A 16,147-nucleotide genomic window follows, 5' to 3' on the forward strand; every position below is an offset into this window, starting at 1 on the left:
TTGGGGCCCTAGACTGGTAAGAATGCTCGAAGAACTACAGGAAGAACAATCATTGAGTGAGTGCAGACGGAAATAGAGCTCTAAAAATAAGCGCTCCCCCCAAAATTCAGAAGCACCGATGCGGGGGAACCCTTTCGGGGAGGCTCGATGACAGGATGTCATTGCGCCAGCGCCCATGGATGGGTTCACAGCGGTCCCCGAAAGGGTTCCCCCGCAGCGGTGCCGGCACAGAACCAAAAGGCTAGGGACAAAACCCAGATGAGCTACCAATCAGTATTCAAAGCAGGCCTGTTCGAGAACCAGACGATTATCGTCACCGGCGGCGGCTCCGGCATCGGCCGCTGCACCGCCCATGAACTGGCCTCGCTGGGCGCCAACGTCATCCTCATTGGCCGCAAGCTCGAGAAAGTCCAGGCTGTCGCGGATGAAATCAAGGAAGACGGCGGCACCGCCCACCCCTACAGCTGCGACATCCGCGACGAGGACGCCGTCAAACCCGTGGTCCAGAGCATCATCAGCGACCATGGCCCCATCCACGGCCTGGTCAACAACGCCGGCGGCCAGTTCCCCTCGCCGCTGGCCGGCATTAACCAGAAAGGCTGGGAGACCGTCGTGCGCACCAACCTCACCGGCGGCTTTCTTGTTTCCCGCGAGGTCTACAACCAGAGCATGACCAAGACCGGCGGCGCCATTGTGAACATCGTTGCCGACATGTGGGGCGGCATGCCCGGTATGGGGCACTCCGGCGCCGCGCGGGCCGGGATGGTGAACTTCACTCAGACTGCCGCCGTGGAATGGGGTGCTTCCGGGGTACGGGTGAACGCCGTGGCCCCGGGCTGGATCGGCTCCAGTGGCATGGACAGCTACCCGGACAGCATGAAGAGCTGGATCCGGGGTCTGCGTGAGGCCGTGCCCTGCAAGCGCATCGGAACGGAAGCCGAGGTAAGCGCGGCAATCTGCTTCCTGCTCTCCCCCGGCTCACGCTTCATCTCCGGCGACACACTGCGCATCGACGGCGGCGCCTCCCAGGGCGGGAGCGTCTGGCCGCTGCCGAAAGCGAAGAACAACGAGGCCTTCAACGGCTTCCACCGGGCGGTCACGCCCCGGGTACTCCAGAATGACGAGGACTGAACGCCATGCAGGTGATTGAATCCACCATCGACCCGAACAGCCCGGAGTTCACCGAGAACGCCGAGGCCATGCAGGCGGAGATTGATACCTTCCGGAGCGTCGAGCAGCTCGTGCGCGACAAGGCGGAAGAGGCGCGGGAAAAGTTCAACCAGAAGAACAAGCTGCTGCCACGGGAGCGCATCAACCTTCTGCTGGACCGGGGCAGCCCCTTCCTGGAGATCTGCTCGCTGGCCGGCTACAAGATGCATGAAGACAAGGACGGGAGCATGGCCGGTGGCGGGATGATCTGCGGGATCGGCTATGTGGGCGGCGCACGCTGCCTGATCTCGGCCAGCAACAGCGCCATCAAGGGCGGCACCATCACCCCGGCTGGGCTCGATAAGACACTCCGGGCCCAGGAAATTGCCATGGAGAACAACCTGCCGGTGATTTCGCTGTCCGAAAGCGGCGGCGCCAACCTCAACTACGCCACGGACATCTTCGTCCCCGGCGCCCGGGGCTTCGCCAACCAGGCCCGCATGTCCGCCGCCGGCATTCCCCAGATCACCGTCGTCCACGGCAACGCCACCGCCGGCGGCGCCTACCAGCCCGGCCTGTCCGACTACGTGGTGGTAGTGCGCGGCCAGTCCAAGATGTTCCTCGCCGGCCCACCCCTGCTCAAGGCCGCCACCGGCGAGATCGCCACGGACGAGGACCTGGGCGGCGCCGTCATGCACAGCGAAGTGGCCGGCACCGCCGAATACCTGGCCGAGAACGACGCCGACGGCGTACGCCAGGCCCGCGAGATCATGGCGTCACTGGACTGGAACAAGTCCAAACCAGCGAAAAACAGCCGCGACTGGGAAGATCCGATCTACAGCCCGGAGGAACTCCCAGGCGTCATCCCCGCCGACAGCCGCAAGCCCTACGACGTGCGCGAAATCCTTGCCCGCATCGCCGACGGCTCGCGCTTCCTCGACTTCAAGAACGATTTCGACAGCCAGACCGTCTGCGGCTGGATCGAGCTCTACGGCCGGTCCGTGGGCATCATCGGCAACAACGGCCCGATCACGCCACGCGGTGCCGCCAAGGCCGCCCAGTTCATCCAGCTCTGCGACCAGTCCGAAACACCGCTTCTGTTCCTGCACAACACCACCGGCTTCATGGTCGGCACCGACTCCGAACAGAACGGCATCATCAAACACGGCTCCAAGATGATCCAGGCCGTCACCAACGCCCGGGTCCCGCGCATCGCGGTCGTCATCGGCGGCTCCTACGGCGCCGGCAACTACGCCATGTGCGGCCGCGGCCTCGACCCGCGCTTCATCTTCGCCTGGCCCAACAGCCGCACCGCCGTCATGGGCGGCGCCCAGGCCGGCAAGGTCATGCGCATCGTGGCCGAGGAAAAACAACGCAAGAACGGCATCGAACCCGACCCGCAGCAACTGGATGTCCTCGAACAGTCCACCGCCAAGAAACTCAACGACGGCTCCCATTCCCTCTTCGGCACCGCCCGACTCTGGGATGACGGACTGATTGATCCCAGGGACACACGTCGCGTTGTGGGTGAGGCGCTGGCGATTTGTGCTGAAGGCGATGAGCGGCGTTTGCAATCCAACAGCTTTGGGGTTGCGAGATTGTGAGCGGGGCTTCGGGCCTTGGGGCTCTGGGGACGGTGACCCTTGCAGGGACCGCTGTGAACCCATCCATGGGCGCTGGCGCGGCGGCGTCCTGCCGCCGAGCCTCCCTGCAAGGGTCACCGTCCCCAGAGCCAGAGCAGAATCGGGGCTTCGCGTGGGCATCAAAAAGCAACCGAAGTCTTGGAGCGAAAAATCGAGACAGACGGATTTATGCGGAAATCCAAGAGGCCCAGGAATGAAGAATGCTGTCAGTATTGCCAGCGTAACCCGGAAAGTTATAAGGCGCCGGAGTGGGGCTGTTTTCAGCCAAGAGCGACGACTGGAACGGCCGGCGATACCCCCAAACCTGGAAAGACTGGGGAGTGGGGGAACCTTTCAGGGAGGCTCGATGACAGGATGTCATCGCGCCAGCGCCCATGGATGGGTTCACAGCGGTCCCTGAAAGGTTCCCCCACTCCACAGCCCGGCACCCAACAACCAATCTAGAGCCAGAGGCCAAACCCAAATGCAATTCACCGAAGAACACCAAGCCCTAAGAAAAACCGTCCGCGATTTCGTCGAAAAAGAAATCAACCCCAATTGCGATGAATGGGAACGCGACGGCCGCTACCCCATCCACGAGGTCTTCAAGAAACTCGGCGACCTCGGCCTCCTCGGCATCCAGAAACCCGAAGAATTCGGCGGCATGGGTCTCGATTACAGCTATAACCTGGTCGCCGCCGAGGAGTTTGGCATTGCGGCCGCCGGCGGCGTGCCCCTCTCCATCGGCGTCCAGACCGACATGTGCACACCCGCCCTGGCGCGCTTCGGGAGTAATGAACAGAAGGAAGAATTCCTGCGCCCCGCCATCACCGGCGAGAAAGTCGGCTGCATCGGCGTCAGCGAAGTGGGTGCTGGATCGGACGTGGCCGGGCTCAAGACCAATGCCAAATCCGATGGCGATGACTACATCATCAACGGCCATAAGATGTGGATCACCAACGCCCCCAGCGCCGACTTCATCTGCCTGCTGGCCAACACCAGCGACGACAAGCCCCACAAGAACAAGAGCCTGATCATTGTCCCCATGGACACCCCCGGAATCAGCGTCGCGCCACACCTGGACAAGCTCGGCATGCGTTCCTCCGAGACCGCCCAGGTGTTCTTCGACGACGTGCGCGTGCCCAAGCGCAACCGCATTGGTGCCGAGGGGACCGGTTTCATGATGCAGATGCTGCAGTTCCAGGAGGAGCGGCTCTGGGGTGCGGCCAACGTCATCAAGGCACTGGAGGGCTGCGTGACCCGGACCATTGAGTACTGCCGCGAGCGTGAGACCTTTGGACAACCTCTGATCAACAACCAGGCCATCCACTTCCGCATGGCCGAGCTGCAGACGGAGATCGAGGCGCTGCGTGCCCTCACCTACCAGGCCTGTGAACTGCACGTGGCGCAGAAGGACGTTACCCAGCTCGCCTCCATGGCCAAGCTCAAGGCCGGGCGCCTGGGCCGCGAGGTGACCGATGCCTGCCTGCAGTACTGGGGTGGCAACGGCTATATGTGGGACAACCCGGTCTCCCGTGCTTACCGCGATGTGCGGCTTGTGTCGGTGGGGGGCGGTGCCGACGAGATCATGCTCGGGATCATCTGCAAACTCATGGGCACACTGCCCGGCAAGGACAAAGGAGGCGCGTGATGAGTGCCCTGCCCGAGTGCGAGACGCTGAAGCTGGAAACAGAGAAGGGTCTTCTCCATGTGACCCTGAACCGGCCGGACAGCCGCAATGCCATGAGCCTGGCGATGGTGCACGAGCTGCGGGAGGTATTCGCGGCGATCCGGGATGAGACGGAGCCCAGGGCCGTGGTACTGCGCGGTACCGGAGGTCATTTCTGTGCCGGGGGTGATGTGAAGGATATGGCCTCGGCGCGGAGCCAGAAGGTGGAGGATGGCGAGGATCCGATCTTTGAATTGAACCGGGCTTTTGGGCGGTTGCTGACGGAGGTGGAGTCGGCGCCGCAGACGACGGTTGCGGTGCTCGAGGGGGCCGTGATGGGCGGTGGTTTCGGGCTTGCCTGTGTGACGGATGTGGCCCTGTGCATGGAGGACGCGAAGTTTGGGTTGCCGGAGACGACGTTGGGAATTACGCCGGCGCAGATTGCGCCTTTTGTGGTGCGGCGGATCGGGTTGACTCGGGCTCGGCGGTTGGCTCTGACGGGGCACCGGTTTGGTGGGAGTGAGGCGTTCTGGCTGGGTGTTGTGCATGACTTTGCGAAGTCTGGTGAGGAGTTGGAGACGAAGGTGGCGAAGACCTTGGAGCGGGTTCGGCATTGTGCGCCTCGGGCTTCCCGGATGACCAAGGAGTTGTTGCTTTCGGTGGAGACGGAGCCGTTGGAGTCGTTGCTGGATCGGGCGGCTGCGGATTTTGCGGGGGCTGTTCGCGGTGACGAGGGGCAGGAAGGGACTATGGCTTTTATGCAGAAGCGGAAGCCTTCCTGGGCTGAGGAATAGGGTTGGTTTGTCTCCAGACGGTTGGGTTTGTGCAGGTGGCGCGATGGGGGCTCCCTTTCCGGGACCGCTGTAAACCCATCCATGGGCGCTGGCGCGATGACATCCTGTCATCGAGCCTCCCGGAAAGGGAGCCCCCACCGCACCACTTAGAGTTCATGGGAAAACGCCGCATAAGAAACAGCAATGCATCACCAGTAAGGGGTGATAGATGTTCAACAAAGTATTGATTGCTAACCGGGGCGAGATTGCGGTTCGGGTGAATCGGACGGCGCAGTCGCTAGGATATCGGACCGTTGCCGTGTTCAGCGAAGCGGACCGGGATGCGCCGCACGTGAGCGTGGCAGATGAGGCGGTGTGTATCGGGCCGGCGTCGGCTTCGGAGTCGTATCTGAATGTGGGCGCGATCATTGAAGCGGCCCGGAAGACGGGAGCTGATGCGGTTCATCCGGGGTATGGGTTTCTTTCCGAGAATGCGGGCTTTGTGTCGGCCTGTGCCGACAACGGCATTACCTTTATCGGGCCGCCGGCGCATGCCATGGAGCTGATGGGCTCGAAGCGGCGGTCGAAGGAGGCGATGGCTGAGGCGGGGGTGCCGACGGTTCCGGGGTTCCAGAGTTCGGAGACGGAGTCGGGGGCCTGGCAGGAGGCGGCTAATGAGATTGGGTATCCGGTGATGATCAAGGCGTCCGCCGGGGGTGGTGGGCGTGGGATGCGGTTAGTGCATGAGCCGGCGGCGCTGGCGGATGAGTTGGCGCGGGCCCGGTCGGAGGCGGAGTCGGCCTTTGGGGACGGGGAGCTGATTCTGGAGAAGGCGATTGTCCGGCCGCGGCATATTGAGATCCAGGTGTTTGCGGATCAGCAGGGTAATGCCATTCATCTGGGGGAGCGGGACTGTTCGGTGCAGCGCCGGCACCAGAAGGTGGTGGAGGAGGCGCCTTCGCCCTTTGTTGATGAAGCCATGCGGCAGGCCATGGGGGATGCGGCGGTTAAGGCGGCGCAGGCCTGTGGTTATGTCGGGGCCGGGACGGTTGAGTTTATTGTTGATGAGTCCGGGGCCTTTTACTTCCTGGAGATGAATACGCGGCTGCAGGTGGAGCACCCCGTTACCGAGATGGTGACGGAGCTGGATCTGGTGGCGTTGCAGCTACGGATTGCGGCCGGGGAGCCGCTGCCGCTCGTTCAGGACGAGGTCCGGATCTGCGGGCATGCGATTGAGGTGCGGCTTTACGCGGAGGATCCCGCTCAGAACTACATGCCGCAGACGGGGCCCGTTCATTGCTGGATTCCGCCTGAAGGCGACGGCATCCGGGTGGATCATGGGATTTCTGCGGGGATGCGCGTGACGCCCCATTACGACCCCATGATCGCCAAGGTGGTGGCCGGTGGTCCGGATCGTGGCACGGCGCGCCGGAGGCTGATCCGGGCGCTGGAAGACACGGTGCTTTTGGGGGTCACCCATAACGCCTGGTTCCTGTCCCGGGTTCTGGCACACGAAACCTTCGCCGCCGGCGAGGCAACCACGGCCTTCCTGGACACGGAGTTCAGGGACGACCCCAGCCTGCAGCCAATCCAGGCCATCTCCATGGAACTGGCCGTTGCCGCACTGGTGCTTTACCGGAACGAGATCAGGTCCGAGTACGCGGACCGGGGCGGCTGGAGCAACAGCCTGCCGAGTGCCTGCCCGATGCTGCTCAATGACGGGCACACCGCCACCTGGGTCCGGCTTCGGGATCACGGGGGCGAAGCCCGGGTTCAGGTCGGCGACCATGAGCTCAGACTGACCGCCGAAGACCACCGCAACGGGGAATTGATCCTCAGTGCGGACGGCGTGCGTCAGACGTGCCAATATCAGCTCGTGGATCAGACCCTATATTGTCACCTGTCCGGGCGAACACTGGCATTGCGGGACGATACCCATGCCCCGGCCCGGCGCGCCGATGAACAGGGCAGCGGCGAAGTCCGCGCCACCATGGACGGCGCCGTCATTGAAATAAGCGTGACTGAGGGAGACACTGTCCAGGCTGGCCAGACACTGGCGGTGCTCGAAGCCATGAAGATGGAGCACCCCCTCAGGGCGGACCGCGACGGGAGTGTTTCAGGCATCCGCGTAAGCGCGGGTGACCAGGTCCGCAATCGACAGGTCCTCATGACCGTCTCAGCCGAGGATTCATCCAATCCAGGAGAAGAATCACCATGACGAGCACGCTTAACGGAAAAACCGTCTTCATCACCGGGGGCAGCCGCGGCATCGGACGCGCCATCGCCCTCGCCTGCGCGCGCCAGGGCGCCAACATCGTCATCGCGGCCAAGTCCGACGAACCGCACCCCAAGCTGCCCGGCACGATTCATACGGTGGCTCAGGAAGTGGAAGAAACGGGCAGCAAGGCGCTGGCACTGAAGCTCGACGTCCAGGACGAAAACCAGGTCGCCGAAGTGATGAAACAGGCCGCCGACCACTTCGGCGGCATCGACTGCCTGGTCAACAACGCCGGCGCCATCCGCCTCCAGGGCGTGGCAGACCTGCCGGTCAAACGCTACGACCTGATGCAGTCCATCAACGCCAGAGCCGTCTTCGTCTGCAGCCAGGCCGCCCTGCCCTGGCTGAAAGAATCCGACCACGCCCACATCCTGAACCTGTCGCCCCCCATCAGCCTGAACCCCAGGTGGTTCGCCCAGAACGCCCCCTACACCGTCAGCAAGTACGGAATGTCCATGCTGACCATCGGCATGGCGGAAGAATTCCGCAAGATGCCCGTGGCGGTGAACTCACTCTGGCCACGAACCCTGGTATCCACGGCCGCCATCGAATTCGAGGTGGGCGGCCCGGACCTGATGGCCAAGGGCCGCAAACCCGAAATCATGGGCGACGCCGCCAGCGCCATCCTCCAGCGCCCGCCCACACGAACCACGGGCGAGTGCTTGATCGATGACAACGTGCTGGCGGAAGAAGGAATAACAGACCTGGAGCAATACCGTTACGACCCGAACGGTCCGGAATTGATGAAAGACTTTTTCCTAGACGACTAGCACTGAACCAGAGGGTCTCGGTCGGGGGCGGTAATCCGGGAAGCTCCGGAGCCATGGATGGCGGAGGGCAGCCTACATGGGTTTACGCGACTGAGCGTAAACGGGCTTACAGGATGTAAGGCCTGGACTTTTCAGCGGAGCAGGACAGCGCAGCTGAAAAGTACTTGTGGCGATTCCCGGATTACCGCCCCCGACCGGGACCCCGCCACGAACCCGACAAAAAGAACAGGGAGCCCCATGACCACGGAACAGATCCGCCGCAGAGACGTCCTCCGCAAAGTCCCCGGCCTGATGCGCAAATTCCCCTTCATGGCCCGAGGCTATTACTACTACTCCATGAGCAACGACGACAAGCTCGGCTCCATGGGCACCCTGATCGAGCGGAACGCAAAACGCCACAGCGAACAGCCCGCCATCCACTACGACGACTGGCAGATCAACTGGCACGAATTCAACGCCTGGGCCAATCGCTACGCCCATTACTTCCGCCACCAGGGCCTGAGCCGGGGTGACACCATTGCCATCTTCCTCGGCAACCGCCCGGAGTTGCTGGCCGCGGTAACCGGTGCCGCCAAGATCGGCATCGCCTGCGCCATGCTCAACACCTCCCAGAAAGGCGATGTCCTGGCCCACAGCATCAGCCTGGTCAACCCGCAGATGATTGTGGTGGGTGAAGAACTTCTGGACAGCTTCGAAGCCGTGCGTGAGAAGGTCATGCCGGAAGAACGCAACAATGCCCTGCTCTACCTGGCGGATCGTAATACCCGAAACGACTTTGGAGAGGCGCCCGCAGGCTACGAGAACCTGGCCGAAGCCGTCAGCCATTTTGATGACCTAGACCCGGCCCCCGCCGACCCGCCCCGGCGCGGCGACACGGCCGTCTACATCTACACCTCCGGCACCACCGGCCTGCCCAAGGCCGCACCCAGCAGCCACCGCAAGTTCTACAAGGCCAGCGGCAGCTTCGGGCTCATGGCGCTGAACATGACACCGGACGACGTCCTCTACTGCACCCTGCCCTTCTACCATGCCACCGCCCTGCTGGTGTGCTGGGGGTCAGTGGTCGCGGGTGGCTCCTCACTGGTCATGAAACGGCGCTTCAGCGCCAGCACTTTCTGGGACGATGTGCGCTATTACGGCGCCACCACCTTCGGCTACGTGGGCGAACTCTGCCGCTACCTCCTGAACCAGCCGCCCAGCCCCCAGGACCGCAACCACCCGCTTCGCAAGATGATCGGCAATGGCCTGCGCCCCTCCATCTGGAAGGAGTTCAAGGAACGCTTCGGCATCGAGCACGTCGCGGAGTTCTACGCCTCCAGCGAGGGCAACATCGGCTTCACCAACATCCTGAACCTGGACAACACCGTGGGCATGTCCACCGCCCCCTACAAGCTGGTGCGCGTAAAAGAGGGCACCAAGGAGCCCATCCGCAACAGCAAGGGACGGCTGGAGGAAGTGAAACAGGGCGAGCCTGGTCTGCTGATCGGCGAAATCACGAAGAAGTGGCAGTTCGAGGGCTATACCCAGAAGGAAGCGACGGAGAAATCCATCATCCGGGACGCTTTCAAAAAGGGCGATGCCTGGTTCAACACCGGCGACATGATGCGCGACATCGGCTGCCGTCACCTGCAGTTTGTCGACCGCATGGGTGACACTTTCCGCTGGAAGGGGGAAAACGTCTCCACCACGGAAGTGGAGAACATCATTGATGGTTTCGGTGGTTTCGAGGAAGCCATTGTCTATGGCATCGAGGTCCCCGGAACCGACGGCAAGGCCGGCATGGCCACCCTGGTGCCCCGGGAACAGACACCGGACCTGGAGGCCTTCTACCGGTACCTTCGGGACAACCTCCCGCCCTATGCCATCCCCGTCTTCCTGCGGCTGACCGAGACCATCGAAAAGACCGGCACCTTCAAGTACAAGAAGACGGATCTCCGGAAACAGGCCTATCACCCCGGCGACGACGGGGATCGGGTTTTCGCACTGTTGCCGGGCACGCGGGAGTACCAGGAGATTGACGCGAACACCGCCCGGGCCATTGATCAGGGCGAGTACAGTTTCTGACCTGAGGAGACCGTGATGGCTGAAACGGACAAGCCAAGCATCCACTGTTTTGGGGATGATGCCCTGGGCGAAGCGGACACCGTTGGCCTCGCGCAGAAGCTGCGCAGCGGTGAGTGCAGCGTCCGGGAGCTTACCGAGGCGGCTATTGCACGAATTGAAAAAGTAGACCCATCGCTGAACGCCATGGCGTTCCGTTCCTATGAACGGGCGCGTGGCGCGGTGTCTCACGGTAATGGACTTTCCGGCATCCCGTTTCTGGTCAAGGACAATACGGATCTGGCCGGCCTCCCCACGGGCCATGGCTCCGCCGCCGTGGCCCGGCGGCCGGCGAAGAAAGACGGCGCCTATGCCAGCCAGCTCCTTGGCACTGGCCTGAACGTGCTGGGCAAGACCAACCTGCCGGAGTTCGGCTTCAACGCCACCACCGAGCCGGACTACACCGAACCCACGCGCAACCCGTGGAATACGGAGTTTTCAACCGGTGGCTCCTCGGGCGGCTCGGCTGCATTGGTTGCCGCCGGGGCCGTGCCCATGGCCCACGCCAATGACGGCGGCGGCTCCATCCGCATTCCGGCCGCCTGCTGCGGCCTGGTGGGCCTGAAACCCACCCGGGAACGCCATCGTGTTACCGACCAGGCGAAACAGCTGCCGGTTAACGTTCTCAGTGAAGGGGTGGTGACGCGGACCGTCCGGGACACAGCGCTTTTCCACGCGGAAATGGAGACGGTCTACAGCAACCGCAGGCTTCCACCCATTGGCCGGGTGGAAGGCCCTGGTAACAGGCGCCTGCGCATCGGCCTGATGACGGACTCCATCAACGGCCACCGCACCGACGACGACACGCGCCAGACGGTTGAGGCCACGGCGCGCCTGCTGGAACGCAACGGCCATATCGTGGAGTCCGTGGCACCGCCGGTGAAGCCGTCCTTCCCCGAGGATTTCAAGCTCTACTGGGGTTTCCTGGCCTTCATGGCCGAGAAACTGGGCTGGCACGCCTTCGGGCGCGGTTTCCAGCCGGAGAAGATGGACGGGCTTTCAAAGGGGCTGAGCCGGCACTACCGGCACAATATGTGGCGGACGCCCGCCATGGTGGCCCGCCTCAAACGAACCCGACAGCAGTACGCGCACTTCTTCAAGACCTATGATGCCCTGCTGTCGCCGGTCGTGGGCCACACAACGCCGAGGATCGGCTACCTGTCGCCCGATGTGCCCTTTGAGACACTCTTTGAGCGACTCCAGGCCTATGCCAGCTTCACGCCCTACTTCAATACGGCGGGCGGTCCGGCACTCTCCATGCCCATGGGGCGGACAGCCGACAACCTGCCCATTAGCGTCCATATTGCCGCCGGGCACGGCCACGAGCGGCTGCTCCTGGAGCTTGGTTTCGAACTGGAGGCGGGTTAGTCCGCCACCTTTAGAACGATCTTGCCCGTGGCCCGGCGTTCACTCAGCCCGTTCAGTGCCTTGACGTAGTCCTCGAAGGGGTGGACCTCGCTGACACGCGGGCGGATTTTCCCCTCGCCGTAGAGCTTGAGCAGTTCCATGATGTTCTGCATGTTCGTCTTGGGCTCCTTCATGGTGAAGTTGCCCCAGAATACACCAACCACGGAGCAGCCCTTGAGCAGCGGCAGGTTCCCGGGAATCTGCGGAATGGTGCCGGAGGCGAAGCCGATGATGAGATGCCGGCCATTCCACGCCATGCAGCGCAGGGCCTGCTCGGTGAAGTCGCCCCCCACCGGATCATAGACCACGTCCACGCCCTGGCGGGCCCGGCTTTTCACGGCATCCTTGAGGTTTTCCTCGGTGTAGTTGATCAGCTCATCCGCGCCGGCTTCCTTCGCCACATCCAGCTTGGCCTGGCTGCTGGCGGCGGCGATCACATGGGCGCCCATGGCCTTGCCCAGCTCAACCGTTGCCAGGCCCACACCACCACTGGCACCGAGGACCAGGAGCTTTTCGCCTTCCTGGATGTTGGCGCGCTGCTTGAGGGCGTGGTACGAGGTCCCATAGACCATGGAAAAGGAGGCGGCTTCCTCGTCGGACATGCCGTCGGGAATCGGGATCAGCTGCGCCTCGGGCACGACGATTTCCTCGGCAAAGGCGCCGTAGCCCGTCAGGCCCATGACGCGATCGCTGGGCTTGAAGCGGGTTACCTTATCCCCCACGTCGAGAATCTCGCCGGCCATTTCCCCGCCCGGGGCAAACGGCATCTGGGGCTTGAGCTGGTACTTGCCCTCGATGATCAGGGTGTCCGGGAAGTTGAGACCAGCAGCCTTGACGCGGACCTTGACGCTGCTCCCCTTGGCCTCGGGGGAGTCCAGTTCCCCGATCTCGAGTGTGTCGGCGGGGCCGTATTCCCGGCAAAGAATCGCGCGCATCCCTGTTTCTCCTGAACTGTTCATGAATTGACGAATGGCTTTACGCTATTGCAGTTAGCTGTCCATAATCAAATAAATTCGGCTCATAACCCCGGATTAACAGGAGATCGTCGTGAAACACCAGAAGAAGCTCATCATTCCGATCCTCGCGTTACTGCCCATCGCCTGCACGGCTGAGGCCCCCAGCGATGATTTCAGGCTGGAAACCGTAGCCTCCGGGCTGAAACACCCCTGGAGTCTGGCATTTCTGCCCGACGGGGACGCCCTGGTAACCGAGCGCGCGGGCCGCCTGAGGTTGATCGAGGATGGCGAGCTGCTGGGTTCACCCATTGAAAACGTGCCCGAGGTGGCTGCACGAGGCCAAGGCGGGCTTCTGGACGTGGTGCTGCATCCCGACTTCGAGGAAAACCGGCAGCTTGTAATCAGCTACGCCCACCGCACCAGTGAGGGCATGACGACACGGGTCAGCAAGGCCCGGCTTGAGGATAACGCCCTCCGGGACCGGGAAGTGATCTTCGAGGCCCTGCCACGCTCCTCCACAACCCGCCACTTTGCCGGGCGCATGATCTTTGATGACGATAACAACCTGTATATTGCCGTGGGAGATCGCGGAGAGAAGGACCGGGCCCAGGACACCGGGGATGACGCCGGCGGCGTTCACCGCATCACCATGGACGGCGAACCCGTTGCGGGTAACCCCTTCCTGGATGACCCAAGCACCAACGACACCTTCTACACCTACGGCAACCGCAACATCCAGGGCATGACCCGGCACCCGGAAACAGGCGATATCTGGAGTCATGAGCATGGGCCCCAGGGCGGCGACGAGATCAATATCATCCGCGCCGGCACCAATTACGGCTGGCCCGAGATCACCTATGGCATTGATTACGACGGCAGCATCATCTCCGAGGAAACCCACAAGGAAGGCATGGCTCAGCCGCTGCACTACTGGGATCCCTCCATCGCTCCCTCGGGCATGGCCTTCTACACCGGTGATGTATTCCCGGACTGGAAGGACGATCTCTTTGTCGGCGCCCTGGCCATGGAGAAGCTGGTTCGACTCCGTCTTGACGACGAAAGCGTCGAGCAGGAGCAAGACCTGCTGACGGACAATGGCGAGCGGATCCGGGCCGTCGTTGACGGGCCCGATGGCCATCTCTGGCTGCTCACGGACCACTCTGACGGGCGGGTTGTCAGGCTGGTCCGGTAACCCCTTTGCCAATCCCGGGCCCGCCCTCATTGACCACGAGGTCACGGCCCCGGGATTTGGCCTCATACAGCCGGCGGTCCGCGCACACAAGAAGCTCGCGAACCTCCCGCCCATCCGCAGGATACTCCGAGATTCCGATACTGACCGTCACTTTCAACCGTTCACCCCCCACCCTGATAGGCGTTTCCGCAAGGTCCGCCCGCACTGCTTCCGCAATCTGCAGGGCGCCTTTAGAACTGGTCCCGGGCAGGAGCACAAAGAACTCTTCCCCGCCCCAGCGAGCCGCGGTATCCGTACGCCGCAAACGGGTGCGAAGAAGATCGGAGACCTGACGCAACGCCTGGTCACCGGCATCATGGCCATACTGGTCATTCACGTTCTTGAAATGGTCAAGATCCATACCCAGAAGGCAGAAACCCGCGCCCGTGCGCTCCGCTTCACTCAGGGTTCGATCCAGAACCTCCCGCAGGCGCTTGCGGTTGGGGAGCCCTGTCAGCGAGTCCGTGGCAGCAAGTTTTCCCAGGCGGTCCTCTGCCTTCTCACGGGAATATTCATAAACATGGATCAATCCGGTCAGCACCACGCTGCTGGCCACCACATTGGCCATATCGGTAAACCCTAGAAGGGTCAGGTCCAGAAAGTTCAGGTAATAGACGGCCCAGGCCGATGCAAGGAAGGCCAGCGACAGCAACAGGCCAAGTTGTCGCCCATGCAGAAAGTGAGCAATTATGGGGATAATCAGGATCCAGACGAAAACCGTTCTTGAATTGCCGGCGGTGACCAGGGCGGTGATCAGCATGGCGAAGAAAAGAATCAGGTAGAACAATCCCCAGTACTGCGGGTAGCGGCTTCCCTGCAATATCAACATCAGGATGCCGGAAAGGAAGGCGACACCCAGTTCAACAGCTCCGAGTATCAGAAGCCCACGGTAAAGGTTGAGGACACCAAACCCCGCTGCGAAAACCATGGTCAGAATGAGCAATGCGCGAAGCAGTGTTATCCTCTGCACGCCTGCCGAGTAGTAATGATCCTGCTCACTGAGCCTCATCTCCGCCTCTCCATGTCGGGGTGTCGAACAAAGACAACCAGCGGCAGTATTACAGAATCATTAAAGCATGCATATAGTCCCTTCCACCCATGGCGCTGATCATTCCACTGGCGGGTTGTCAGGAAACCGCATCATTCACGACACGGTCGCGCCCCCGGCACTTGGCTTCATAAAGGCAGTTATCGGCGGCAATCAGCAGTTCCCTGACAGTATTGCCGTCCTCGGGAAACTCGGCAATCCCGATGCTTGTTGTTATCGACAGGTCTTCCCCATTCACCCTGACAGGCGAGGCGGCAAGGGTTTCACGAACATTCTCCGCAACCCGGGAGGCGCCTTCCCGGTCCGTTCCGGGCAGCAATACCATGAACTCCTCGCCACCCCAGCGCGCCGGCACATCCGCCTGCCGCAGGCGCTGCTCAAGGACTGAGCCCACCTGTTGCAGCACCTGGTCCCCCACGTCATGGCCATAGCGATCATTGACCGACTTGAAATAGTCCAGGTCCATGCCAAGGATACTGAAGCCGGCCTTCGTGCGATGGCACTCTTCGACCGTATAATCCAGAAGCTCGCGCAGATGCTTGCGGTTCGCCAGCCCGGTCAGTGAATCCGTTGAAGCCATACGATGGAGCCTGTCCTCCGCCTGTTCACGGGAGTATTCGTAGGCGTAGACGCCACCTGTGAGCACCAGGCTGCAGGCGACCACGTTGGTCAGGCCAACCACGTCAAGAAGTTCAGGGGCATCGTAGTAACGGTAGTAGTAGAGCAGCCAGGCCACCGCCAGATAAACCAGGGAGAGCGCCAGTCCCAGTGTGCGGCCGTGAATGAAAAGCGCAAGTACGGGAATAAGGTAGAACCAGACGAAGACCTTGTCGGAAAGATTCGGCGTCAGCAGCGCAACGACCAGCATGCTGAACAGGACGAGGAGGTACAGGAAGCTCCAGACCTGGATGTTGCGACTGCGTGGGATCACAAAGAGAAGAGCGAAAGCAAAAACGGTGACAAAAAGCTCTATCGCCGCGACAAACAGAATGCCTCTGGAAAGATTCACAAGACTGAACCCCAGGGTAAATGCGGCAGTCAGCAGCAGCAGCCAATGCAGCAACGCACGCCGCTGCGCCTCAATCGAAGAGCGCCGGCTCGAATGCTGAACCTGCTCCGATCTCTCCTTCACCCGGAGAATCCC

Annotated in this window: 12 protein-coding genes; 9 read left to right on the forward strand and 3 right to left on the reverse strand. The window is 62.1% G+C overall.

Annotated features, from left to right (window positions below; translation table 11 throughout):
* The first annotated feature begins 258 nt into the window (after positions 1-258).
* The 8 genes from DES49_RS05640 to DES49_RS05675 all read left to right on the forward strand — a co-directional run bounded on the left by DES49_RS05640 (position 259) and on the right by DES49_RS05675 (position 11,729).
* On the forward strand, positions 259-1,131 hold the full coding sequence (locus DES49_RS05640; RefSeq protein ID WP_133735404.1) for an SDR family oxidoreductase: 873 nt from the start codon (positions 259-261) through the stop codon (positions 1,129-1,131).
* Positions 1,132-1,136: 5 nt separating this feature from the next.
* A complete protein-coding gene (locus DES49_RS05645; RefSeq protein WP_133735405.1) occupies positions 1,137-2,753 on the forward strand; it encodes an acyl-CoA carboxylase subunit beta in 1,617 nt (538 codons plus the stop codon).
* A gap of 502 nt (positions 2,754-3,255) precedes the next feature.
* The gene (gene atuD, locus DES49_RS05650; protein ID WP_133735406.1) at positions 3,256-4,422 is read left to right on the forward strand and encodes a citronellyl-CoA dehydrogenase; all 1,167 of its coding nucleotides are present in this window, start codon (positions 3,256-3,258) and stop codon (positions 4,420-4,422) included.
* Positions 4,422-5,234 carry an enoyl-CoA hydratase/isomerase family protein gene (locus DES49_RS05655; protein ID WP_133735407.1) on the forward strand — a complete coding sequence of 271 codons (813 nt, stop codon included), beginning with the start codon at positions 4,422-4,424 and terminating at the stop codon, positions 5,232-5,234. The genes atuD and DES49_RS05655 overlap by 1 nt, the downstream gene beginning before the upstream one ends.
* Before the next feature lie 208 nt (positions 5,235-5,442).
* Entirely contained in the window at positions 5,443-7,431 is a 1,989-nt protein-coding gene (locus tag DES49_RS05660) for an acetyl/propionyl/methylcrotonyl-CoA carboxylase subunit alpha (RefSeq protein ID WP_133735408.1), read from the forward strand.
* A complete protein-coding gene (locus DES49_RS05665; protein ID WP_133735409.1) occupies positions 7,428-8,261 on the forward strand; it encodes an SDR family oxidoreductase in 834 nt (277 codons plus the stop codon). The genes DES49_RS05660 and DES49_RS05665 overlap by 4 nt, the downstream gene beginning before the upstream one ends.
* 237 nt (positions 8,262-8,498) lie before the next feature.
* A complete protein-coding gene (locus DES49_RS05670; RefSeq protein WP_133735410.1) occupies positions 8,499-10,325 on the forward strand; it encodes a long-chain-acyl-CoA synthetase in 1,827 nt (608 codons plus the stop codon).
* A 15-nt stretch (positions 10,326-10,340) separates the two neighbouring features.
* Positions 10,341-11,729: an amidase gene (locus DES49_RS05675; RefSeq protein ID WP_133735411.1), complete on the forward strand. Its 1,389-nt coding sequence runs from the start codon at positions 10,341-10,343 to the stop codon at positions 11,727-11,729.
* On the opposite strand, the gene DES49_RS05680 is transcribed toward DES49_RS05675, so the two are convergent.
* Positions 11,726-12,703, reverse strand: a complete 978-nt coding sequence (locus tag DES49_RS05680; RefSeq protein WP_133735412.1) for an NADPH:quinone oxidoreductase family protein — start codon at positions 12,701-12,703, stop codon at positions 11,726-11,728. The two genes, DES49_RS05675 and DES49_RS05680, sit on opposite strands and share 4 nt — an antisense overlap.
* A 112-nt stretch (positions 12,704-12,815) precedes the next feature.
* Between DES49_RS05680 and DES49_RS05685 the strand changes: the two genes are divergently transcribed.
* Entirely contained in the window at positions 12,816-13,916 is a 1,101-nt protein-coding gene (locus DES49_RS05685; protein WP_424955220.1) for a PQQ-dependent sugar dehydrogenase, read from the forward strand.
* Here the strand turns inward: DES49_RS05685 and DES49_RS05690 are convergent.
* Positions 13,900-14,964 carry a GGDEF domain-containing protein gene (locus DES49_RS05690; protein WP_133735414.1) on the reverse strand — a complete coding sequence of 355 codons (1,065 nt, stop codon included), beginning with the start codon at positions 14,962-14,964 and terminating at the stop codon, positions 13,900-13,902. The genes DES49_RS05685 and DES49_RS05690 overlap by 17 nt on opposite strands.
* Positions 14,965-15,082: 118 nt before the next feature.
* Entirely contained in the window at positions 15,083-16,135 is a 1,053-nt protein-coding gene (locus DES49_RS05695) for a GGDEF domain-containing protein (RefSeq protein ID WP_133735415.1), read from the reverse strand.
* Between the last annotated feature and the right edge of the window lie 12 nt (positions 16,136-16,147).

The organism is Halospina denitrificans, assembly GCF_004364635.1.
GTDB classification, from domain to species: domain Bacteria; phylum Pseudomonadota; class Gammaproteobacteria; order Pseudomonadales; family Oleiphilaceae; genus Halospina; species Halospina denitrificans.

Coding starts and splice junctions, on each gene's coding strand:
- DES49_RS05640 (WP_133735404.1), top strand. CDS start 259: ATGAGCTACCAATCAGTATTCAAAGCAGGCCTGTTCGAGAACCAGACG.
- DES49_RS05645 (WP_133735405.1), top strand. CDS start 1,137: ATGCAGGTGATTGAATCCACCATCGACCCGAACAGCCCGGAGTTCACC.
- atuD (WP_133735406.1), top strand. CDS start 3,256: ATGCAATTCACCGAAGAACACCAAGCCCTAAGAAAAACCGTCCGCGAT.
- DES49_RS05655 (WP_133735407.1), top strand. CDS start 4,422: ATGAGTGCCCTGCCCGAGTGCGAGACGCTGAAGCTGGAAACAGAGAAG.
- DES49_RS05660 (WP_133735408.1), top strand. CDS start 5,443: ATGTTCAACAAAGTATTGATTGCTAACCGGGGCGAGATTGCGGTTCGG.
- DES49_RS05665 (WP_133735409.1), top strand. CDS start 7,428: ATGACGAGCACGCTTAACGGAAAAACCGTCTTCATCACCGGGGGCAGC.
- DES49_RS05670 (WP_133735410.1), top strand. CDS start 8,499: ATGACCACGGAACAGATCCGCCGCAGAGACGTCCTCCGCAAAGTCCCC.
- DES49_RS05675 (WP_133735411.1), top strand. CDS start 10,341: ATGGCTGAAACGGACAAGCCAAGCATCCACTGTTTTGGGGATGATGCC.
- DES49_RS05680 (WP_133735412.1), bottom strand. CDS start 12,703: ATGCGCGCGATTCTTTGCCGGGAATACGGCCCCGCCGACACACTCGAG.
- DES49_RS05690 (WP_133735414.1), bottom strand. CDS start 14,964: ATGAGGCTCAGTGAGCAGGATCATTACTACTCGGCAGGCGTGCAGAGG.